Here is a 21,505-nt window from a genome sequence, read left to right as displayed (position 1 = left end):
GTGCCATGGTGCAGTTCGGGATGCTGGTGATCATGGTCGGCGCGCTGGTGGCGATGGTCATGCTCTACCTGCGTGGGCGCAACGGTGTCCGGCTCACGAATCCGGAGAGCGGGACGCTGTATGTCAGCGGGGTGAGTCCGCGGCCCGACGCGACCGGCGAGCAATACGTGACCATTACCGGCAATCTCACCGGCCCTTCGGTTCCTGGCACCGTGGTGTACGGCCGATTGGTGTGGGATGTGGACCACTGGCCTGCCATCGGAGATCTCATCGCGGTCGTCTACCCGTCCGGGAAACCGGAACGCTGGCAGATCTCGCATCCGGGTGCGCGTCCTGGGCTCGGATCCTGACCGGTTCGGTCGACCGACCGGGTTGTTGTGAATCGGTCGCTCGGGCGATGGGAGGATGCGGATATGGATGCGCAGGACTCCGCAGTCGTCATTCGCGACGCTCGCCCGGACGAATACGACGCCGTAGGTGCCCTGACGGTCGAGGTCTATGTCGGCGAGGGCTATGTGCGTCCCGGCAGCCCGTATGTCACCGAACTCGCCGATATCACCCATCGCGCGGGTGCGGCGCAGGTGCTGGTCGCGGTGCACGATGATCGGGTGGTCGGTTCGCTGGCGGTGGCTCGGCCGGGCACGCCGTATGCCGAGATCGCCCGGCCGGGTGAGTTGGAATTCCGGATGCTCGCCGTCGCGAAGTCGGCGCGCGGGCTCGGTGCGGGGACAGCATTGGTGCGCACCGTCATCGAGATCGCACGTGCGGAATCCTTTGCCGCCGTACTGCTTACCACGATGCCAGCCATGGTCGACGCTCGGCGGATGTATGACCGATTCGGTTTCGTCCCTGCGCCGGAACGGGATTGGAAAACCGATGCGGGCGAGTGGCTGTCGGTGCTACGGCTGGATATCCCCGCCTGAATCCGATAGCGCGCAAGGACCGGCGCGGCGGTCGGAATTCGGGCGTCCTCAGCCCAGTGCCGTCGCGACGATCCCCGCGAGATAACCGAGCCGTGCCACCTCGGACGGACGGAAGTCGGGCCCACCGGGACGTCCGAGCAGCAGCACCTTGCCGGTGTTTCCGAGCGGCGCCGCGGCCAGCTTGGTGTCCATATCGCGCCAGATCTGCGGCACCCAGTCGCCCTCGGGATCCAGAACGGCAGGCTTCTCCAACGGCATCCACGGCGCCGACCCAGCCTGCGTCTGCGGCGCACTCTGGCTGCCGACGAGACGATAGGCACCCTGCGGCCCCATATCGATGATCGTGCTCCAGCCGACGCGCAGCACCCGCGGCACTCCGTCGACGAGCACCTGCAGCCGATCGTCGCGCGCACTGGCGACCTGATCGATCAACTCGAGTTCGCGATGGGTATCGAGCACCCCGGAATACGGGCGAATGGAGTCCACGTGCACATCGCCGATGGACTCGGCGGCGGTGATCAAGGTGTCCGGTAGCGCACCCTGTGGCACCTCGACCACGAGATCGTCGACCGCGTACCCAGCACCCCGTTCGACCACGTCAAGGGAGAGGATGTCGGCGCCGACGGAGCCGAGTGCGAGCGCGAGCGCACCGAGGCTTCCCGGTCGATCCGGAAGTTGCACGCGGAGCAGGTAAGACACGCGCGTTCCTTTCCTTGGCGGCCGAGGCTCTGAAACGAATACCCGGGTCTCGCAATACTTACACCCACAAGTCCCGGTTATCGACTCGAAGTGCGTCCAGTGACGGATGCCACAGCGCGAATTCGCGCGGAAGCGGCGTGTCACGCTAGCCGCAGGGGTGTGTCGTTGCCTGCGCGGCTCCTGTGAAAGTTGTGGAGTGGGGAGTCGCTAGGCTGTTCGGTGGCCGTTCACCAAGCTCAATCATGCCGAAAGGGGTCCGCGGTGCCCGCCATTTCCCGCGACGAGGTCGCACACCTCGCCCGGCTGTCCAGGCTCGCCCTGTCCGAAGCCGAACTGGATCAGTTCGCCGGTCAGTTGGATTCGATCTTGAGTCACGTGCGGACCATCTCCGAGGTCGCCGCCGCCGATGTTCCGGCGACCGCGTCGCCGAATCCGGCGACCAATGTGACGCGTCCGGATCAGGTCATTCCGGGCCTCACCCCGGACGATGCGCTCTCGGGCGCGCCCGCGGTCGAGGACCAGCGGTTCCTGGTCCCGCAGATTCTGGGAGAGGGCGAATGAGTTCAGCATCGCGCAGTGATTCCGTGGGGGGTGGCGGTCAGGCGACGGGTGGGCGCGACCTGACCGCGCTGTCGGCCGCCGAACTGGCGGCGAAGATCCACGGCCGCGAGGTGACCTCGGTGGAGGTCACCCAGGCACATCTGGATCGGATCGCCGCCGTCGACGGCGAGTACCACGCGTTCCTGCACGTGGCCGGGAACGAAGCGCTCAGCGCGGCCGCCGCGGTGGACGCCGCGCTCGCCGCGGGTACGGCGCCCGCCTCGCCGCTGGCCGGAGTTCCGCTGGCGCTCAAGGACGTATTCACGACCACGGATATGCCGACCACATGTGCCTCGAAGATTCTCGAGGGCTGGGTCGCACCCTATGACGCGACGCTGACCACTCGGTTGCGCGCCGCGGGCATTCCCATCCTCGGCAAGACCAATATGGACGAGTTCGCGATGGGCTCCTCCACCGAGAACTCGGCCTTCGGCCCGACCCGGAATCCGTGGGATACCACGAGGATTCCCGGCGGTTCGGGCGGGGGTTCGGCGGCCGCGCTGGCTTCGCATCAGGCGCCGCTCGCGATCGGCACCGATACCGGCGGCTCGATTCGGCAGCCCGCCGCGGTGACCGCTACGGTCGGCACCAAGCCGACCTACGGCACTGTGTCCCGGTTCGGTCTGGTCGCGTGCGCCTCTTCACTGGATCAGGGCGGACCGTGCGGGCGCACCGTGCTCGACACCGCGCTGTTGCACGAGGTGGTCGCCGGATACGACCCGCGCGACTCCACCTCCCGCAATGTGCCGGTGCCGCCGGTGGTCGCCGCCGCGCGCGAAGGTGCGACAGGTGATCTACGCGGCGTGAAGGTCGGTGTGGTGAAGGAACTGCACTCCGACAGCTACCAGCCGGGTGTCCTCGCATCCTTCGATGCGGCGGTGGCTGTGCTGAAGGATTTGGGCGCCGAGGTCGTCGAAGTGTCTTGTCCGCACTTCGAATACGCGCTCGCCTCCTACTACCTGATCCTGCCGAGCGAGGTGTCCTCGAATCTGGCCCGCTTCGACGCCATGCGTTACGGGTTGCGCGTCGACGACGACGGCAACCACAGCGCGGAACAGGTCATGGCCGCGACCCGAGCCGCCGGATTCGGCCCGGAAGTCAAGCGCCGCATCATGATCGGCACCTACGCGCTGTCGGCCGGGTACTACGACGCCTACTACGGTCAGGCGCTCAAGGTGCGCACGCTGATCGCCCGTGACTTCGACAAGGCTTACGAGCAGGTCGACGTGCTGGTCTCTCCAACCAGCCCGTTCACCCCGTGGAAGCTGGGTGAGAAGGTCGACGATCCGCTGGCGATGTACCTGTCCGACCTGTGCACGCTGCCCACGAATCTAGCTGGGCATCCGGCGATGTCGGTGCCGTCCGGATTGAGCAAGGACGACGGGATGCCGGTGGGTCTGCAGATCATGGCTCCCGCGCTTGCCGATGACCGGCTGTACCGCGTCGGTGCGGCGTACGAGGCCGCGCGCGGGCCGATCGCCTGAGAAGTGCTGGCCTGAGCGCCCATCCCTGTTTCGGTCCCGACGGGAATGGGCGCTCTGGGCATCCCTATGCGGGCCAGACGAACTCTGGATCGCTGAGGTAGTCCTGCCGCCGCTGGTCCAATGCCATCGCGACCATGTGGTGTGCCCCAGGGCCGATTACCTTGCGCACCGGCGGGTTCGGCATATTCACCAGCGCGATCAGTTCTGTCGCAGCGACTTCCGGAGGCGCTTCCACCCACTCGCCGTCGATATCTGTCTCCGGCGGTGGGGCGGTGGGGTCCGGGTAGTTCGGCATGCCCAGGATGCCGGTACGCAGGTCGTCGTACGCCGGGAGCGCCGTCGCGAACTTCATGCTGGACTTCGCCCAGTCGGTATCGAAACCGCCGAGCTGTGCCAGCGTGACGTGAATTCCGAAAGGCCGCAACTCATCCGCGAGTGACGCGCCGAAACCCTCCAGCGCCCACTTGCTGGCGTTGTACATGCTGAAAAGCGGCAGGCTGCCGACCGCGCCGACTGTCGAGATCTGCACGATATGTCCCGATCCCTGCTTGCGCAGGTGCGGCACCGCGGCCTGTGAAACCCACAGTGCGCCATAGAAATTGGTATCCATCTGGGCGCGGATCTCGGCTTCGGTCAGTTCCTCGACCGCACCGACCAAACCGTATCCGGCGTTATTCACAATCACGTCGATGCTGCCCGCGGCCGCGAATGCCTCGTTCACCGTGGCGATCGCACGGTCGCGGTCGCGAACATCCAAGGGCAGCACCGTCAAGCGTTCGTCATCGATATCGGACATCGATCGCGGGTCGCGAGCGGTCGCGACAACGCGGTCGCCACCGGCGAGGACGGCGAGTGTGAAAGCCCGACCGAGCCCGCGATTCGCGCCGGTGATGAACCAGGTTCTGGTCACTGTCGATCCTTTCGTCACGAGACGCGCCGTCTCGTTTGGCGATCATGTCAATCGAATCTCGTCTTGTCAAGACGAGACGCTTCGTCTCGCCGTTGGTACAGTCTCGTCATGCCCGAAACTCCCAGCGCAGCCAGGCGCAGCGAACGTGCCCGCGCTGCGATTATCGGCGCCGCCACCGAATTGATCCGTGAGTTGCCCTACGCGAAGCTGAGCGTCGAGGCCATCGCATCCCGCGCGGGGGTCGGCAAGCAGACGATCTACCGTTGGTGGCCATCGAAGGGTGCCGTCGTCTTCGACGCGATGCTCGAACTGTATTCGGGTCCAGACGGTCTCGTCCTCCCCGATACCGGCGACATCCGCGCGGACCTGCGCGAACTGCTCCGGGGTTCGATCGCCGAACTCACCGATCCGAGCTTCGAGGCATTCCTGCGCGCTATGTACATCGAGATACAACAGGATCGGGAACTCGCCAACGCCTACCGCGAACGACTCCTGCTCCCACAGCGTGCCGCCATCGCCGAACGGCTGACTGCCGCTGTCCGAGCCGGGCAGCTGCGCTCCGATCTCGATTCGGACTTCGCCATCGATCTGCTGCTCGGCCCGATCCAATCCCGGTGGTCGCTGGGGCTTGCTGGTCTGACCGATTCCTTCGCCGACGCCACTCTCGAAGCCGCGCTGGCCCACCTCGGGCCCTGACCTGTTGATCGCGTGCGCGAGAAGATCAGTCCGGACAAGGAGGTGGGTGCCCGAGTGCGGCGGAGGCGAGATGATGTTCGAGGACCGGCGGCCTCATCGGCGGTTGGCCCTGGAAAAGGCGGATCAAGGTGATTCGGCTCGCGCCGAGTGCTCGTGGTTGGACTGCCCTCCGCAGCCCCGCGAGGTGGGTTAGCGGATGTCGGCGGGGTTGATGGTTGCGGCCATGGTGCGGTACCCGGCGTCATTGGGGTGGAGATGGTCGCCGCTGTCGTAGGCGGGGGCCAGCCGGTGCGGGTTGGTCGGGTCGGCGAGGGCGGCGTCGAGGTCGACGATGGCGTCGTATTCGCCTGCGGTGCGGATCCATTCGTTGACCGCGAGACGTTTGGTTTCGGCGGCAGCGTTGAAGTAGGGCGAATCGCCGAAGGGCAGGATGGTCGCGCCGAGGACGCGGAGTCCGGCGGCGCGGGCCTGGCGGATCAGGTCACGGTAGGTGGTGATGAGCTGGTCGGGGGAAACATCGACGACGGTGTCCAGTGCGGCCAGGCCCGAGCTGAGGCCGATGTCATTGGTGCCCTCCAGAATGATCACGGTGCCTACGCCGGGCTGGTCGAGCACATCGTGGCGAAACCGGGTCCGGGCGCTGTCACCGAGCCAGCTCGAGTCGACGGTGACGCGGTTACCGCCGATGCCCTCGTTCAGCACGGCGCGCGGGGTGCCTGCCGCGGCCAGGCGTTCGGCGAGTTCATCCGGGTAGCGGTTGTCGGCATTTCCGGTGGAGCCGACGCCGTCGGTGATCGAATCGCCGAAGGCGACCACCGCCGAGCGTGGCGGCACGACATCGGCGACCTCGACTGCGGCCAGGTAGTACCAGGATTGGCTGGTCTCGGTGAAGGCCGCGGCGGTCGGGTCGGCGCGGTGGTCGCCAGCGGCGCGGTAGGTGGTGGCGAAGGACTGGGCGTGCTGGGTGGCTGGGCCGGTCGGTTCGGCCAGGTACAGGGTGATGGTGACCGACTCCAACGGCGCCAGCGGCAGTGCGACCGGATCGGTCGCGAGATCGGCTCCCGGTTCGATGTGGAACGACGGTGCGAGGCCGACCGTCAGGTTCTGTAGGGTCTCCGGACGGATCGCGCCATCGGCGGCGCTGCGGGCAATGGTCGCGCCCGCGACCGCGAGCGGTGTCGTGCCGTAGCGGTTGGTCAGCCGAACCCGAATGGCCGGACCGCCGTCACTGACCCGAACTACCTGGCGCACAGTCTGATTCGCGAATCCGGTCTCGGCCCAATTGGTCACGACAGCCTTGCTCGGCCGATGCGCCGAGGTCGACCAGACCGTAGTCCAAATGCATTTTTCCGGTGGCGTCGCGCTGGCGGTGACGACGGCGGCGGGCAATAAGAACAGCAGCATAGTTATCAGGGCACGAACTGTACGCACGCGAAATCCATTCTGTTGCGGTCTGGCCCGTTTCACCGGACCGTCCGCACAACCACCCGGCCCGAATCCACATTCCCCCCTTACCCCGAAGAGACTCTGACCACACCCCGCCCCGATCGACATCCGACCCTCGCGCACGTCTCGTCGGATGGTGCTCCTGCATCAACCTCGACGCCGCAATGGCGAGCGTCGATCCCCGCCCGTGCACATATTCGCACGAGCGCGTCGCACGGTTCGACGGTGACCCGCCGAACCGCCCCGCACGCTCAGGCCGCGCTTGTTCAAGTGCGGTCAGACCAGCCCGGCAGCCCGGCTCAGCGACCCACACACTCCTGCGTTCGCGCGAGTGTGGTCCCTGTAAAGCTCGACGCACATGCTCCCGCACGGTCGTATGCGCGCCGTCTGGGCATGTCGTACAGCCCGGGTATCCCCGGGTATCGCGGCCCCGCTTACTTGACGCTCGAGTTTTTCGCACAAGTTCTTATCGCGGCGCCGCGCGGCGGGCGGCAGGTCTATGTGAGTGTGTGATTATGCCCGGGGATTCGGGCGGTTCGGTACCTGCGAGGGGGCCGCTAGTGGGCGCGCAGGGATTCGGCTTGCTTTTGGATGCCTTCGGTCATGCCTGCGAAACCGCGCCGCAGGTTTTTGCCGAGGACGGCCTCGACAACGGGGCGCAGCCAGCCGCCGAGTTCGAAGTGGGATTCGTAGCGGGTGCGGTCGGGGCCGAGGGAAGTGACTCGGTGTGAGCGCAGGCTGTGCAGGGCGCCGAGGGGGACCGGCTTCATCGAGTAGCTGAGTTCGGTGCCGGGGGTGTGCGAGATCATCCATTCGCGCTGGCGGCGCGGCGTGGAGCCGGAGAGTACGACCAGCATATCGATCGGTTCGCCGGGGACGAGGGTGCTGCGGCATTCGATGCAGAAGGGGTTCCACTCGCCGTAGCGGGGGAGGTCGGTGATCACCTGCCACACCAGTTCGGCGGGGGCGTCGATCTCGACGGTGGCATCGATGACAAAGGGCATGGTTAGCAAATTAGAACAAGTTCTATAGCCGATCAAGCCTCTCAGCAGGGAAGTCGCGGGTCAACATGTGCCCATGGCGGTGCCCTGATCGGTGCCGTAGCGGTGGCCGTGGCCCGGCGGCGCATTCAGTGCGGCCAGCAGATCGGCGCTGGTCTGCAGGAAGCTGATCACCGGAAGCCATTGCGGCACAGGGGCGTCCACTCGCACCCCGCGGAGTTCGGGTGCGCGCCACAGTAGCGATGGCGACCAGTGCACCACCGGATCAGAGCTGTTGGCCAATACGGTCGCGCCCGCCCGGTGCACCTGACCGGCGGGCGGACCCGCCCAGAGGGTCGCGCAGGTACGGTGGTCCTGATCGGCGTCGTCGGCGAATATCGAGCTGCCGCCGAGTGCGCCGAGGCTCTGCCCGTAGACGTAGAGCTCGGGCTTGTGATCGAGCGTGCCTATGCGGCGCTCCACGGCATTGAACAGCGCTCGCGCAGAGGCGACCGCACCGTCGCGCCCGAAGACGAAGCTCACCCAACTGGGTGCGTAGGAGTACTGCATCCCGACCAGGGCGACATCACCGCCGAAGCGTTCGTAGAATCCGCGAACCGCATTCGCATCGATCCATCCGGACCCGGTCGGCACCGCGAGCACGATATTCGACCGTTCGAATCCGCCGGACCGTTCCAGTTCTCGAATGGCAAGGGCCACACGGGAATCGAGATCCGGTGCGGAATCGAGCCCGACATACACCCGAATCGGTCCGGCAGGCGCTCCGGTGACGAACTTGCGTCCCTCCGCACCTAGTGATGTCCAGCTGATCGCGGATTCGGCGCTCCCGGATCGGGCATACGAAACAGGTTGCACCAGTGCGGGATCGATCGTCGCATTCGCGGCGGCATAGGCGTTGCGTCGCCAGTCGACGGCTGCGGGTACCCCGATGAGATAGAGCACCGACGCCGCGGCTAGGCACACCGCAATACCGCGCGCCCAACCCGACTTCCGGACGAACAACCCGCTCGCTCGCGCGATGGCGACGAATACACCGACGATAACGACGGATACGAGTCCCCAGCGCAGCCAGTAATCCGGACCGATCAGCGCCGTACCCATCGCCATCCGCAACCGGTTCTGCCAATGGGTCGCGTGCGCGACCATGCCCAGAACCGCGACCGTGGTCAAACCGAACAATGGGGCACGGAAGCGATCCGGCCGTCCATTGATATCGAAGCGCCGCACAGCAAATCGAAGAACTCCCGCCACGGCCAGCGCGACAACGACGAGCAACCCGGTCACCATGGCCTGGGCGCTCGATGTGCGCGGAAGTAGGCTGGGTGCCAGCGACATCGTAGTGCCGAGACCGACTGCGAGCGTCGTGCCGATCCGCGGCCGCACAGCACTATGAAACCCTTTGGTGGTAAGCGTCTTCCAGTGGTATCTCTGGCGAGTCGACCGACCCGTGTCATATATCTCACCGGCCGACACCGGTCTGGTCGTGGTCAACGTGCTCATGCCTGAACCCCCACAACGCCTACACGATCCGAAACTTGTACCGAAGCACGACGACGATCCCGCGCACCCGCGATCCGCCGCCTGACCGACGGCAGGACCCCGGCCGCCCCGAGCGCGACCAGACCGCCACCGACGATGAAACCGCAATCCCCCGCCCCGAAACCGGGTTCGACAACCGGCGCCCCATAGTCCTGCCGGCGCGAATTCAGTTCGACGAACGTATTCGCGATACTCGCCATCGCATCGCACCGAGCCCGCGAAAACCCGTCCTCGCGAGCCGCGCACGCCTCGTGCATGTGCACGGCCAGCGTCGCATCGAGTGCCTGCCTGGCCCAACCCCCGAGTGGCTGACCATGCGCGTCCGCATAGCGCAGCAGGTCATAACCCAAATCGTGTGCCTTACAAGCATTTTCGAACTCGCTGGGCAATGTCACCGGCGACGAACACTCTCCGTTCGGATCCACCACCAGCCCGTCGGCGACAGCAGGGCGATAGCCGAACCGTTCCGCGAAATCGGCGGGAATCGCATCGACGGACCCCGGCCCACCCGAGGTCAGCTCGACCACCGCCGCGCCGGCCGAGGCATTCTCCACCGGTCGCTCGACGGTGGCGGCGTTCGCGGCGGGCGCCAACATGAGAGCGGCCGCGATGGTGGTCAGCGCGGCCGCGGTCAATGCGGCACAGCGTTGGGCGATGGGTTGGATTCGGGCGCCGGCATCGATGGTCGGTGTGCTCATGGTGCTCGACGCTAGAAATCCATCTCGCTACGCCACCTCACGCCGCAGAGCGGTTTACCGGCCCGTGCCGCTGGGGGAGCGCGGTCGAGTCCTCCCACTGCGGTACTGGAGCGGAATTCACCCGTGGGTATGAGGACCGCGACCGCTCGGCTTCCTACTGTCGTAGCCATGAGGGAAAAACGTCGTAGCTGGATCAAGGGGATGAACGCGCGGATGTGGTTCGACGCGTTCACCGTGCTGCTCGCGGTGATCTTCTACGCCGTCGCATGGCCGACACTGCACCTCACCCATCACGTACCGGTCGCGGTGCAGCCGTTCATCGCCGCACTCGCCGCGTTCCCGATCCTGCTGATCCGGCTCAACCCGGCCCTGGGGTGGGCGATATCCGCGGGCTCGGCGCTGCTCATCGCGCTGGCCATCCCGAATCAGCCGGACAATGAGATCCCGATCCAGGTCGTGCACATCCTGTGTCTGTTCGCGCTGCTGTTCGCGGTGGCCCTGCGGGCCGCGGTCCCGATCGTCGCGGTCGCCTGGGGTGCCACCTCGTTGCTGCTGGCCACCACGATGACCAGCGACGGCGATATCTCCGGCGCCGCATGGGCCTGGCCGATCGCCTTCGCCGCGGTCGTGCTGTTCGCGATGCTGGTGCGCTGGCTGGTGCAGTCGCGGCAACAGTTGCTGGCCCAGGAGGAGGAGAACGATCTGGAGCGGGCCCGGCGCGCCATCCTCGAGGAGAAGGCCCGGATCGCCCGTGACCTGCACGATGTCGTCGCCCACCACATGTCTCTCGTCGTGGTGCAGGCCCAGACCGCGCCGTATCGGGTCGAGGGTGTGAGTCCCGCCGCGCGCGCGGAATTCGAATCCATCGGCTCGACCGCCCGCGAGGCATTGAACGAGATCCGCGGCATGCTCGGCGTACTGCGCAGCGATGGCCAACTGCCCGAAAACGCGCCGCAACCTAAGGCGGCCGATGTGCTCGGCCTGTTCGAGGGTGCCCGCCGGGCCGGTGTGCGCATCGACTGGACTGTCGATGGACTGCTCGATCTGGTGCCGGATTCGGTCGGCCTCACGCTGTATCGGATCGTCCAGGAATCACTGTCCAATGCCTCCCGGCATGCCCCGGGCGCGCCGGTGCTGGTATCGATCGTGATTGGCGGCGACGCGCTGCGGTTGAGCGTCGGCAATGCGCTGAGTGCGACCGTCGCCCGTCCGGTCGGCAACGGCGGTCACGGCATTGCGGGCATGCAGGCGCGTGCGCTCGCGGTCGGCGGTGAGGTATCGGCGGGCCCACGTGCGGACGGCGGTTTCGAGGTCGTGGCTCGGCTGCCGATCGCTTCGACTCCGGGACCGGGCCCCAGACCGGTGACACCTGCGGCAATGGGCGCTGTCAACGACGTCTGACCATCGGCACGACAACGGAATACCGGCATCTGCGCGACTATCTGTATTGTGACTCTTTGCCTATCGGGCAACTGATTTCGTTAGTGCATGGGTAACTCATCGGGTACGCCCAAAACTGGTGCTGCACCAGCCGCAGGACCTGAAGGCTACCGATCACGCGCCTGACTGATATGGCCTGAATACGCGGAGAGGCGGACGAGCTGTCAATTACTGTTCTGATCGCCGACGACCAAGCCATGGTGCGCCAGGGTTTCGGCGCCCTGCTCGCCGCCCAATCCGATATCAGCGTGGTCGGTGACGCGCCGGATGGGAAGGTGGCAGTCGCGGAGGCGAAGCGGCTGCGCCCGGATGTGGTGCTGATGGATGTGCGCATGCCGGAGATGAACGGACTCGACGCCGCACGCGCCATCCTCGCCGCAGGTTTCGACCCGCCGGTGCGGGTGCTCATGCTGACCACCTTCGATATCGACGATTACGTCTACGAGGCGCTGAGCATCGGCGCCAGCGGCTTCCTGCTCAAGGACGCGCCCGCCGAGGAGTTGGTGCGTGCGGTGCGCGTGGTCGCTGACGGGCAGGCACTGCTCGCCCCGACGGTCACCCGCCGCTTGATCGCCGATGTCACCCGCCGCCGCACCGCGAGCCGGGTCAAGCCGACACCCGCGCTGGCGTCACTGACGCCGCGTGAACGCGAGGTACTGGAGTTGATCGCCAAAGGTATGTCCAATACCGAGATCGCCACCGCACTGTTCGTCGCTGAGCAGACCGTGAAAACCCATGTATCCAAGGTATTTTCGAAGTTGAATCTGCGCGACCGCGCGCAGGCCGTTGTGCTCGCCTACGAATCCGGTCTGGTCACTCCGGGCTAGCGCGGCTGCTGTTGGCACTTACCGCCGTTGAGATCGTCGAGGTGCCGCGAAAGCAGCCGGGCCAGCCGGTCGAGCAGCTCGGTCGCGTCCTCGAAGGTGCCCGACTCCGCCTGTGCCGCAAGCGCGACCGCGACACCGCCCGATCGCGTCGGCACGATGCCGAACTGGCGGACCGTGTAGACGCCGGTTTCGTCGTCGGGCCCCCAGCCGCCCTTGAATTCGGTGCCCTCGATGGTGCCGAGCCCCCAGCGCTGCTCCGGCGTGATCTGTTCCATCAGCTCGACCACGGTGGCGGATTCGGGCAGGCACGGCAGCTGCGAGGCGAAACGCACCTGATTGGCCAGCGTCCATTCGGTCGCGCCGAATGCGTTGTAATCCAGATTTGTCTTCGGTCCGTACACATTGGTCAGCGCGTCACCGGCCTCGTCGAGGACCCCCTGGACCGCCCGCGCGGCCTCTTCACCGTCACCGAGCGACTGCCACAGCGCTTCGGCCGCATCGTTATCCGAGACGGTGATCGCCTCGTGCGCGTATTCGACGACACCGGTCGGGTCGTGCCGCAGCGCCGCGATGGCCAGCGGCACCTTGATGGTGGACCAGGCGATGCCGCTGGTCCAGTCGCCGAAGATGGTCATCCGGCCACCGCCGACCGGCATGATCGCCATCCCGACCTGCCCGAGCAGATTCGGCTGTAGCTGGGTGAAGTCGGCGGCCAGTGAATCGGGCCGCGAGATCGACCAACCGGGATGCCAGGAACCGGGCCGTTCGACGGGTAGCGCCGGCTCCGCGGGCGCGTCGTGCGTGCTGGGTAAGAGCGAACAGGAGGTGAGTGTGACCAAAACCGTGAGTGCCGCGCCGCGCAGCGCCACCCGATAATTCACCATCGTTGTTGTAGACCTCACCGCCGCGTTCTTCCCACCGCCACAACCAGACACCCGTTGTTCCATCGGCGGTGCGAAAAACATCCTCGTCACACCCGCCCGGTCGGTGACCGGGCGTCGCGCGATCAACACCGGGTCGGGCCAGCGGCTGACACGGTGAAGACGCCCTGTTGATAGTTTCGCCGATTTTCCCGGAGAATTCGAAACGGCGTGGCCAAGGGGCTACCCGGTAGGCTCACAACTCTGTTTACGCGTTTGGACGACCGATGTCCGAGGGCCGCAGTCACCTGAAGGGGGTCGCGTTGCTGAACAGCGGTGAGGTGTTCGCCGGGTTCACCGTGGAGCGGCTGCTCGGCCAAGGGGGGATGGGCTCGGTATACCTGGCAAGACACCCCCGACTCGGTAAGCAGACGGCCCTGAAGCTGCTGAATCGGGAACTGTTCGCCGACGCCGAGGTACGTGCGCGCTTCGAGCGGGAGGCCGATCTGGCCGCGCATCTGGACCATCCGAATATCGTCGCCGTCTACGATCGCGGCTCCGAGGACAACCAGCTCTGGATTTCCATGCAGTACATCGACGGCGTCGACGCGGCGACCGTCGATCCGATGACGCTGCCGCCGGAGCGGGCGGTGCAGATCATCGAGGGGGTCGCCGCGGCCCTGGATTACGCGCACGGCATGGGCGTGCTGCATCGGGATGTGAAACCCGCCAACTTCCTGCTGGCTCGCCCCAGCGGTGGGCAGGGCGAGCGGGTCTTCCTGACCGACTTCGGCATCGCCCGGTTGCGCGAGGACTCCACTCACCTCACCCAGACCGGCATGTTCAGCGCGACCCTGTCCTATGCCTCGCCGGAGCAGATGACCGGTGCCGAGCTGGACAACCGTACCGATCAATATTCGCTGGCGTGCGCACTGTACTGGCTGTTCACCGGCATGGCGCCATTCGACGCCCCCGATCCGAACGACATCATCCGCGGCCATCTGCAACACCTCGCCGCGCCATTGGCGGCCCGACGGCAGGGGTTGAATCCCGCACTGGACGGGGTGCTCGCCAAGGCGATGGCCAAACGTCCTGAGCATCGGTTCGCGACATGTGTCGAATTCGCCGCCGCGGCCCGCAAAGCATTGACCGCGCCGCCGGTCGCCACCGTGCAGGTGAATCCCGGCTTTCCCCCGGTGTATCCGGGACAGGTCGTTGGCTCCGCGCCGCCCGCACCGGGATTCGGTGCGCCCGCGGATCAGGCGGCCTTCGTACAGTCCACGCAGGCGGTCGGTCCTGCGGGATATGGTGCGCCGCAGGCCTATCCACCGGCACCGCAACAGGGGGCGCCGCAGGCAGCGGGTTACCCGGCGGCACCTGCGCAGCAGCCGGCTGCACCGGCGACGCAGGGGCCATCGGCGCAAGCCGTGGGCTTTCCGGCAGCTCCACTTCAGCCGGGGGCGCCGCAAGCTGCGGCATATCCGGCGGCACCGCAGCAGGCCGTTCCGCCGCAGCAGGGCGCACAGGGGCCAGCGGCGCCGGGGCAACAGATGCAGGGCGTGGCGGTCCAGGGTCAACAGATGCAGGGCGCAGCGGTACCGGGCCAGCCGATGCAGGCCCCAGCTGGGCCGGGCTCGCCGATTCCGGGCCAGCCGACGCAAGGACCACCGATACCGGGTCAGCCGACGCAATCGCCGCCTGGTGCCGCGCCGTCCCCCTTCGCACCGAATGCCATTGGCCCGCAATCGACTCCGGACCACCGCCGGAGCACGGCGGTGCTGGTCGGCTGGATCGCCGTCGGCATCGTGGTCGCGGTGATCACGGTAATGGGCACGCTCGTGGTCGTCGGCTGGGAGTCGCAAGGTCCGTCCGATGTCGCCGTGCCGCCACCGGTTACCGCCACGACGGCGGCCGCTGCATCCGATGCACTTGCCAAGAGCCGCAGGCTGTTTCCGAATCTGGCACCACAGGGCAAGGAAGACTTCGGCGAGGCATATCAAGACGCGCGCTGCATGGCATCGGCGGCCGGGGAACCGCTGAGGATCGAGGACGAATCCCTGAAATCCAGTCCCTGGATCACCGCCTGGGAATGCCACCGCGAAACCCAGACCACCACCCAGATGAGCTACACCATCCTCGAATACGCCTCCGCCGCCGACGCCCGAGCCGTGGTCCAGGCCCTACCCGCCAATGTCGCGACGGCCGGCAAGAAAAGCGGGATCCCGGTCAACACGCACCGCTGGACCGTAGAAGACCCACCGGGCCCACTTCAGCCCTTCTACCAGACAGCCAAACTGGTGGTGAGCTTCGAATCCGACCCCGCCCGCGCGAATTTCCTGGTGTACGTGAGCAACCACGGCACGGCTGGAGGGGTACAAACCGTCCCGCCGACCCCAACTGCCCAGGACGCACTAACCGCATGGTGGGACGCAGCGCCGCTGTAATAACTTGCAGGACAGCTGAATTGCGTAAGTTATCGGGCCTCCGGAAAGAATCTACGACCCAGCCGGCTCAGTCGACAGCCAGCGCCTCCACGATCGGCATCCGTGCCGCACGCAACGCTGGCGGAATCGATCCGAGCAGCGCCAATGCCAATGCGGCGGTGCCGTACACCAGCAGCATCGGGCTCGGCTCGTACGTGATGTCGATTGTCAGGGCGTGCCCGACAGCGACGGTCGCCAGATATTGGATGGCCGCGCCGGCGGCGAGACCTATTGCCGCGCCGATGAATCCGATGCCAACTGCCTCGGCGAGCACCGAGCGTGTCAGGAATTTGCGGCTGGTGCCCATGGCGCGCAGTACGCCGAGTTCGCGGCGGCGTTCCAAGACCGAGAGCATCAAGGTGTTCAGCAGTGCCACCGTCGCCACCAACACCACGATCCACAGGATGGCGTAACTGATCGCCGAGCCCTGCCGCAGGCTGGAGGAGATGGCGACGACCGCCTGCGCGCCGGTGTCGACGTGGATATCCGTGGGCACCACGCGCCGCACGGCAGCCTGCACCGCGGACTTGTCCACGCCCGGTCGGAAATGCACCGCTAGCACGGTTTCGCCCGGTCGCTGGTACCACGCGCGCATCTGGTCGAGATTCATCACGACCACACCCGAGATGGCCGAGATGTAGGGAATTACGTCCCGCACCCGCACGGTGTGGTTGCCGGTCGGGGTGGGCAGGGTCAGTTCGGCCCCGGTGCTGACGCCGAGCGATCGCGCGACATCCCGCGAGATCGCCACCCCCGCTCCAGTGGCAAAATGGGCCATGACTTCTCGACTCACCGAGCCGGTCTCGGATTCGTCCGCCTCGCTCGGATAGCCCTGCAGCATCACCCGCCCGGTGCCGAGGGTGGCGAAGGCCATCTGCGCTGGCCCGACTTTCTCGACTCCGGGCACCTGGGCGATCTTCTCGCGTAATCCATTGGGCAGCAACGGCCCCGTCGGGAACTGCTCCATCGAGCTGGTGCTGACGAACAGATCGGTATCGCTGAAACCCGCGAAGGACGCGGTTGCCGAATCGACCATATTGCGCGAACTCCCGCCCATCGCGACGGTGGCGGCTACGCCGATCGTCACCGTCATCGCGGTGGCCCACACTCGCCGCGGTGCCCGTTCGAGGGTGGTGGCCCCGAGCGTGCCCGGTGCGCCGAAGCGTCCGGCGATCGCCGCGGCGGCCCGCACGATCGGTCCGGTGGCGGCGAAGCACAGCGTCACCGCCCCGGCGAACGACATCGAGATCGAGGCAAGTGACACGCGTCCCAGATCCGCCTCGGCAATGACAATCGCGCCGACAACCAGCCCGACGCCCAGCACGATCGAGGTCCAGCGCAGCGCCGCACTTGTCGTATCGGTGCGCGCCACTCCCACCGGCGCCAGCGCCTCGATCGGTTCGACCTTGTACACCTGCCGCGCCGCGATGGCGGCGGCCAGCACACTGGCCGCCACACAGGCGCCGATCGCCCCCGGAATCGCGTACCCGGGCACCATGTATTCGGTGCGTGCCTCCACCGATTGCATGATGGCGGTGGGAAGTCTGTCGATCGTGACGCCTCCCATGGCTGCCCCTACCGCCGAGCCACCGACTCCGCCGAGCACGCCGAGCAGCGCCGCCTCGACCAGCAGATCACGCACCATCGGCCCGCGCTTGCCACCGATCGCCCGCAGCATGGACAGCACCGGCCTGCGTTGGGCGACGGCCATACTCATCGCGTTGTAGATCAGAAAGGCCGAAACGATCAGGGCGGCCGCCGAGGCCATGAGCGTCGAGTACCGCACGATCTGGATGGCACCACCGGCTTGTGCGGTCCGCAGTCCGGGATCGGCGACCACAGCGCGGCCGTCGACCACCGTGGTCAGCGCCTCGCGCAACCGGTCGGCATCGGTGCCGTCGGCCGCGATGATCTGAATCGAGTCCAGCCGCCCGACGCGGTCGGTGAGTTTCTGCGCGAGCCCGAGCGGGGCGGCGATGATGTGGCCGCCATTGAGTCGCTTCGAGGTCTTTTTATCGAGAACCGCTGCGACGGTGACGGTTCCGGTGCCGAGCGGGAATTGTTCCCCTTCGGCGCGTCCCATCCCGGACCCGACCAGGACACCGTTCGGCACGGTGAGCATCTTGCTCGCCTGCGCGGCCATCGGCCCGCCCAGATCGCTGCCGAGTGCGGTGATGCTGGTGTCCGCGCCGATCAGCAGCGCCTTATCGGCACCGGAGCCGACCTGCGCGCGCAGCATCGGCACCGCCTTGACGACGCCGGGAGTGGTCGCGATCGGTTGCAGTTCCCGCTGATCGAAGCCCGCATCGGTGATCCCGGTGACCTCCAGCACCGCCTTGCCGCCGAGACTGCGGGTGAGCCGGTCCACCGAACCGGTGACCGAACCGGAAATGCTGAACACCGCGACCAGCAGCGATGCCGAGATGGACATCACCGCCAGTGACATGAGGGTGCGGCCGCGGTGGGCGAGCAGTTCACCGATATTGAACAGCCGCAGCCGATCCCATGCCGCGCCGATCATGCGCGTACTGTCCGCGTGGCGTTATCGACCTTGTCATTGGCGCCGATTCGCCCGTCGCGCAATGTGATCACCCGGTCGCAATATTCGACCGCGCCCATATCGTGGGTCACCATAACCACTGAATTACCGTTGCCCGCGATGTCGCCGAGCAGTTTCAAGATGGACGCACCGGTCTTGGAATCCAGGTTGCCGGTCGGTTCATCGGCCAGGATCAGCGGCGGATCCATGATCAATGCCCGCGCCGCCGCGACGCGCTGCATCTGACCGCCGGACAATTCGGCGGGCCGATGGGCGGCGCGATCGCTCAGCCCGACCAGGTCGAGCAGTTCGAGTGCGCGCGGTTTGGCTTTACGTAATCCGGTGCCGTCCAACAGCTTCGGGATCGCGACATTCTCCCAGGCGGTGAGGGTCGGCAGCAGGTTGAAGAACTGGAAGATGAAACCGACACGGTGGCGGCGGAATTCGGACTGCCGCTCGTCATCGAGGTTGCCGATCTCCTCGCCTTGGAAGCGGATCGACCCGGAGTCGGGGGTATCGAGTGCGCCGAGCAGATGCAGCAATGTGCTCTTACCCGAGCCGGAGGGTCCGATGATCGAGGTGAATTCACCGGACTCGACGCGCAGGCTTATACCGTCCAGTGCGCGCACCGTCTGGTCGCCGACCCGATATTCCTTGGTGATCTCGGTCAGTTCCAGCATGGCCCGGTCCGACATGGCGGTCCCCACCCTCTTTCTCAACTATCCGATCTTGGATTGTGGCGCACCACAGTGTCGCACCGCGCGTTATCGCGCCATCGCCTCGGCTGCTCGAACTCGGCGGCGATATTGCGCGTCCAGCACGGCGCGCAGGACCGGTTGTTCGGCGGCGAGTTCGACATAGGCCTCCACCGCGGATTGGCCCTGCACCAGTGCCTGCTCCAATTTCGCGTCGAGATGGATATTCCACCGATATCGCAACGCGAGCAAGAGGCCCTCCGGTCCGCCGAACAACCGGTCCAGTTCCGGGATCTCCGCGAACAGGTCGGGACTTGCCGGATCGATCGCCGCGCGGGTGAGTACGGTGTGCACGATCTCGGTTCGACGGTGATGATCTTCCCATCCATTGCGACTGTTCGGTCCGTCGAAATGTTCGCCGTAGCGATTGTTCGCAGGCCGTTCGAAATGATCGGACATCGCCTATGTCCTTCCGTGATTTGGTAGATCTCACGCTACGGACGGCGAAATACGGTGTCTTCGTGCCAGGGACGCGAATCGATCTCCTACCGGGGTAGGAGCCGCGGCCCGCTCTGAGCACGATGCACCGGCTCCGACCTGGTGGCGCTGGAGACCGAGTGCTGGCCGGGTTCGTGCTGTGCGACGTCGCCGGGTTGTCGGACGCGACGATCAGCTCGGATGTGAACAACATCGAGCAGACGCGAGCGTGGTCGGGTCGTCGCGGTCGCGGCGTGCTTTGTCAACGGATGTTAAAGATTTTTCGGTAATTCGAAAGGCCGCCGCTACCTCGACCTGGAGCTGGCCCAATCCTCGTGCCGCTACCAACAGCACCGAATCCGCAGAACAGGACACTACGTGCACAGCATTCACTGCCCGACCGACAACCGGATCAGCGGTGACCGCCCTGATACAGCACGCCCCGGCGGGCTTGACCGGATCGGCTCGGATCGATACCGTCGCGACCCACGATTCGATGGCGAAAAATCTTCGCTGCTCGCTATCTCTGACCCCGGAAAGTCGTTCATGGTGACCAACAATCCGATCGCGGACAGGCACACGACCGAGCCTGGCACGGGTTGGTATGGAACGGCGGCGAAGCTCGCGGGATTACACGATCTGACAGCCCGGTCCAGATCCCCTGGAACGCCGCGTGCACTTGCCAGGCAACGGTCGCGTGGCAAGAAGACTGCCAGAGAACGCATTGCGCTTTTGCTCGATCCTGGCTCCTTCGTCGAACTCGATGCCTTCGCACGGAACCATTCGACCGATTCGGATGTGGACGACCATCCGAACGGCGACGGCGTGGTCATCGGCCATGGCACCGTGGATGGCAGGCCGCTTGTGGTGTTCGCCCAGGACTTCACCGTCTTCGGTGGCACGCTCGGAAAGGTGCATGGCGAAAAGATCTGCAAGATCCTCGATCTGGCCGCCAAGGCGGGTTGTCCGGTGGTGGGCATCAACGATGGAGCCGGTGGGCGAATCCAGGAGGGGGTGATCGCGCAGGCGCTCTACGGTGAGATCTTTTTCCGGAACGTCAGCATGTCGGGTGTCGTTCCGCAGATTTCGATCATCATGGGCCCGTGCGCTGGAGGCGCGGCGTACTCGCCGGCGCTCACCGATTTCGTCGTGATGGTGGACAAGACATCACATATGTTCGTCACCGGCCCCGATGTACTGGCCGTCGCCGTGGGCGAGCGGGTGGGGCTCGAGGAACTCGGCGGCGCTCAGGTGCACAACTCTCGTTCTGGCAATGCGCACTATCTCGCCGAGGACGAGGAAGACGCGATCGATTATGTGCGGGATCTGTTGTCCTACCTACCAGGCAACAACTACAGTCTCCCGCCCGTCTATGCCGCGGGGAAGAGCCGGGCCGGGTCCGCGCTGGATTCGCTGGTCCCCGACTCCGCGAACCAGCCGTATGACATGTATGCGGTGGTCGATGCCATCGTGGACGATGGCGACTTCCTCGAAGTACAGCAACTGTTCGCACCCAACATCATCTGCGGCCTGGGCAGGATCAACGGGACTTCGGTCGGGATCGTGGCAAATCAGCCACTGAAATCCGCCGGATGCCTGGACATAGACGCATCGGAAAAAGCCGCGAGATTCGTGCGGACCTGCGACGCATTCAATATCCCGATCGTCACACTGGTCGACGTACCCGGATTCCTGCCCGGCTCCGACCAGGAATGGAATGGCATCATCCGACGTGGTGCGAAACTGCTGTACGCCTACGCGGAGGCCACGGTTCCGAAGATCACCACGATTATTCGTAAGGCTTACGGCGGAGCGTACGTTGTCATGGGCTCCAAGCACCTGCGCGCGGATATCTGCTTCGCCTGGCCGACCGCCGAGATCGCGGTGATGGGCGCCGCGGCCGCAGGAAATATTCTGTACCGCGACCAAATCGTCGACGCAGCGGATCCCGAAGCTCTTCGCAGCAAGCTGATCGACGAATACGACCAAACCCATTGCACGCCTTATCGAGCCGCCGAACGCGGATATGTCGATGCGGTGATCGCGCCATCCGAGACGCGGCGGAATATTGCAGCCGCACTTTCCATCATGAACGACAAGCGCGAGCCATCGCATCCGAAGCGGCACGGAAACATACCACTGTAGAGAAACCCACCTTGTTGCGCCGGTACCAGTCGGAGTAGTTGTT

General features: G+C 65.9%; 19 protein-coding genes. 9 read left to right on the top strand and 10 right to left on the bottom strand.

Annotated elements, in window-relative coordinates:
* The first annotated feature begins 5 nt into the window (after positions 1 to 5).
* Together ACQP2U_RS32295 and ACQP2U_RS32290 are read left to right on the top strand one after the other, a co-directional pair.
* The gene (locus tag ACQP2U_RS32295) at positions 6 to 350 is read left to right on the top strand and encodes a hypothetical protein (RefSeq protein WP_433710909.1); all 345 of its coding nucleotides are present in this window, start codon (positions 6 to 8) and stop codon (positions 348 to 350) included.
* Positions 351 to 413: 63 nt separating this feature from the next.
* On the top strand, positions 414 to 923 hold the full coding sequence (locus tag ACQP2U_RS32290) for a GNAT family N-acetyltransferase (protein ID WP_433710908.1): 510 nt from the start codon (positions 414 to 416) through the stop codon (positions 921 to 923).
* Positions 924 to 971: 48 nt separating this feature from the next.
* On the opposite strand, the gene ACQP2U_RS32285 is transcribed toward ACQP2U_RS32290, so the two are convergent.
* Positions 972 to 1,622: an amino acid-binding protein gene (locus tag ACQP2U_RS32285; protein WP_397032596.1), complete on the bottom strand. Its 651-nt coding sequence runs from the start codon at positions 1,620 to 1,622 to the stop codon at positions 972 to 974.
* A 261-nt stretch (positions 1,623 to 1,883) separates the two neighbouring features.
* On the opposite strand from ACQP2U_RS32285, the gene gatC reads away from it, so the two are divergent.
* Positions 1,884 to 2,183, top strand: a complete 300-nt coding sequence (gatC, locus tag ACQP2U_RS32280) for an Asp-tRNA(Asn)/Glu-tRNA(Gln) amidotransferase subunit GatC (RefSeq protein WP_433710906.1) — start codon at positions 1,884 to 1,886, stop codon at positions 2,181 to 2,183.
* A complete protein-coding gene (gene gatA, locus ACQP2U_RS32275; protein ID WP_433710905.1) occupies positions 2,180 to 3,706 on the top strand; it encodes an Asp-tRNA(Asn)/Glu-tRNA(Gln) amidotransferase subunit GatA in 1,527 nt (508 codons plus the stop codon). The genes gatC and gatA overlap by 4 nt, the downstream gene beginning before the upstream one ends.
* Before the next feature lie 64 nt (positions 3,707 to 3,770).
* Here the strand turns inward: gatA and ACQP2U_RS32270 are convergent, their stop codons facing one another.
* Complete coding sequence (locus tag ACQP2U_RS32270; protein WP_433710904.1) at positions 3,771 to 4,616, bottom strand: SDR family NAD(P)-dependent oxidoreductase; 846 nt, start codon at positions 4,614 to 4,616, stop codon at positions 3,771 to 3,773.
* Positions 4,617 to 4,724: 108 nt separating this feature from the next.
* On the opposite strand from ACQP2U_RS32270, the gene ACQP2U_RS32265 reads away from it, so the two are divergent.
* Complete coding sequence (locus tag ACQP2U_RS32265; RefSeq protein WP_433710903.1) at positions 4,725 to 5,312, top strand: TetR/AcrR family transcriptional regulator; 588 nt, start codon at positions 4,725 to 4,727, stop codon at positions 5,310 to 5,312.
* 189 nt (positions 5,313 to 5,501) lie between these two features.
* On the opposite strand, the gene ACQP2U_RS32260 is transcribed toward ACQP2U_RS32265, so the two are convergent.
* From ACQP2U_RS32260 to ACQP2U_RS32245, 4 genes are all read right to left on the bottom strand, one after another.
* Positions 5,502 to 6,743 carry an SGNH/GDSL hydrolase family protein gene (locus tag ACQP2U_RS32260; protein WP_433710902.1) on the bottom strand — a complete coding sequence of 414 codons (1,242 nt, stop codon included), beginning with the start codon at positions 6,741 to 6,743 and terminating at the stop codon, positions 5,502 to 5,504.
* 572 nt (positions 6,744 to 7,315) lie between these two features.
* Positions 7,316 to 7,762: an SRPBCC family protein gene (locus tag ACQP2U_RS32255; RefSeq protein WP_433710901.1), complete on the bottom strand. Its 447-nt coding sequence runs from the start codon at positions 7,760 to 7,762 to the stop codon at positions 7,316 to 7,318.
* A 60-nt stretch (positions 7,763 to 7,822) separates the two neighbouring features.
* The gene (locus ACQP2U_RS32250) at positions 7,823 to 9,094 is read right to left on the bottom strand and encodes an alpha/beta-hydrolase family protein (protein WP_433710900.1); all 1,272 of its coding nucleotides are present in this window, start codon (positions 9,092 to 9,094) and stop codon (positions 7,823 to 7,825) included.
* Between the two features lie 161 nt (positions 9,095 to 9,255).
* Positions 9,256 to 9,996 (bottom strand): hypothetical protein, encoded by a 741-nt coding sequence (locus tag ACQP2U_RS32245; RefSeq protein ID WP_433710899.1) that lies wholly within the window; start codon positions 9,994 to 9,996, stop codon positions 9,256 to 9,258.
* A 168-nt stretch (positions 9,997 to 10,164) separates the two neighbouring features.
* Between ACQP2U_RS32245 and ACQP2U_RS32240 the strand changes: the two genes are divergently transcribed.
* Both ACQP2U_RS32240 and ACQP2U_RS32235 read left to right on the top strand, forming a co-directional pair.
* Positions 10,165 to 11,397, top strand: coding sequence for a sensor histidine kinase (locus tag ACQP2U_RS32240; RefSeq protein ID WP_433710898.1), 1,233 nt, complete (start codon positions 10,165 to 10,167; stop codon positions 11,395 to 11,397).
* A gap of 200 nt (positions 11,398 to 11,597) precedes the next feature.
* Complete coding sequence (locus ACQP2U_RS32235; RefSeq protein WP_397032706.1) at positions 11,598 to 12,263, top strand: response regulator; 666 nt, start codon at positions 11,598 to 11,600, stop codon at positions 12,261 to 12,263.
* On the opposite strand, the gene ACQP2U_RS32230 is transcribed toward ACQP2U_RS32235, so the two are convergent.
* Positions 12,260 to 13,147, bottom strand: coding sequence for a hypothetical protein (locus ACQP2U_RS32230; RefSeq protein ID WP_397032581.1), 888 nt, complete (start codon positions 13,145 to 13,147; stop codon positions 12,260 to 12,262). The two genes, ACQP2U_RS32235 and ACQP2U_RS32230, sit on opposite strands and share 4 nt — an antisense overlap.
* Before the next feature lie 263 nt (positions 13,148 to 13,410).
* Here ACQP2U_RS32230 and ACQP2U_RS32225 point away from each other — a divergent pair, with 263 nt between their 5' ends.
* Positions 13,411 to 15,567 carry a protein kinase domain-containing protein gene (locus tag ACQP2U_RS32225; protein ID WP_433710897.1) on the top strand — a complete coding sequence of 719 codons (2,157 nt, stop codon included), beginning with the start codon at positions 13,411 to 13,413 and terminating at the stop codon, positions 15,565 to 15,567.
* A 67-nt stretch (positions 15,568 to 15,634) separates the two neighbouring features.
* Here the strand turns inward: ACQP2U_RS32225 and ACQP2U_RS32220 are convergent, their stop codons facing one another.
* The 3 genes from ACQP2U_RS32220 to ACQP2U_RS32210 all read right to left on the bottom strand — a co-directional run bounded on the left by ACQP2U_RS32220 (position 15,635) and on the right by ACQP2U_RS32210 (position 19,299).
* The gene (locus ACQP2U_RS32220) at positions 15,635 to 18,127 is read right to left on the bottom strand and encodes an FtsX-like permease family protein (RefSeq protein ID WP_433710894.1); all 2,493 of its coding nucleotides are present in this window, start codon (positions 18,125 to 18,127) and stop codon (positions 15,635 to 15,637) included.
* Complete coding sequence (locus ACQP2U_RS32215) at positions 18,124 to 18,840, bottom strand: ABC transporter ATP-binding protein (RefSeq protein WP_433716647.1); 717 nt, start codon at positions 18,838 to 18,840, stop codon at positions 18,124 to 18,126. Before ACQP2U_RS32215 ends, ACQP2U_RS32220 begins: the two co-directional genes overlap by 4 nt.
* A gap of 69 nt (positions 18,841 to 18,909) precedes the next feature.
* On the bottom strand, positions 18,910 to 19,299 hold the full coding sequence (locus tag ACQP2U_RS32210) for a hypothetical protein (protein ID WP_433710893.1): 390 nt from the start codon (positions 19,297 to 19,299) through the stop codon (positions 18,910 to 18,912).
* Positions 19,300 to 19,863: 564 nt separating this feature from the next.
* On the opposite strand from ACQP2U_RS32210, the gene ACQP2U_RS32205 reads away from it, so the two are divergent.
* Positions 19,864 to 21,462, top strand: a complete 1,599-nt coding sequence (locus ACQP2U_RS32205; RefSeq protein ID WP_433710892.1) for an acyl-CoA carboxylase subunit beta — start codon at positions 19,864 to 19,866, stop codon at positions 21,460 to 21,462.
* Positions 21,463 to 21,505 lie beyond the last annotated feature (43 nt).

Source organism: Nocardia sp. CA-084685 (assembly GCF_050955785.1).
Classification (GTDB): Bacteria; Actinomycetota; Actinomycetes; order Mycobacteriales; family Mycobacteriaceae; genus Nocardia.
Note: the sequence above shows the minus strand (reverse complement) of the source record. Positions and strands in the feature narration are given on the sequence as shown.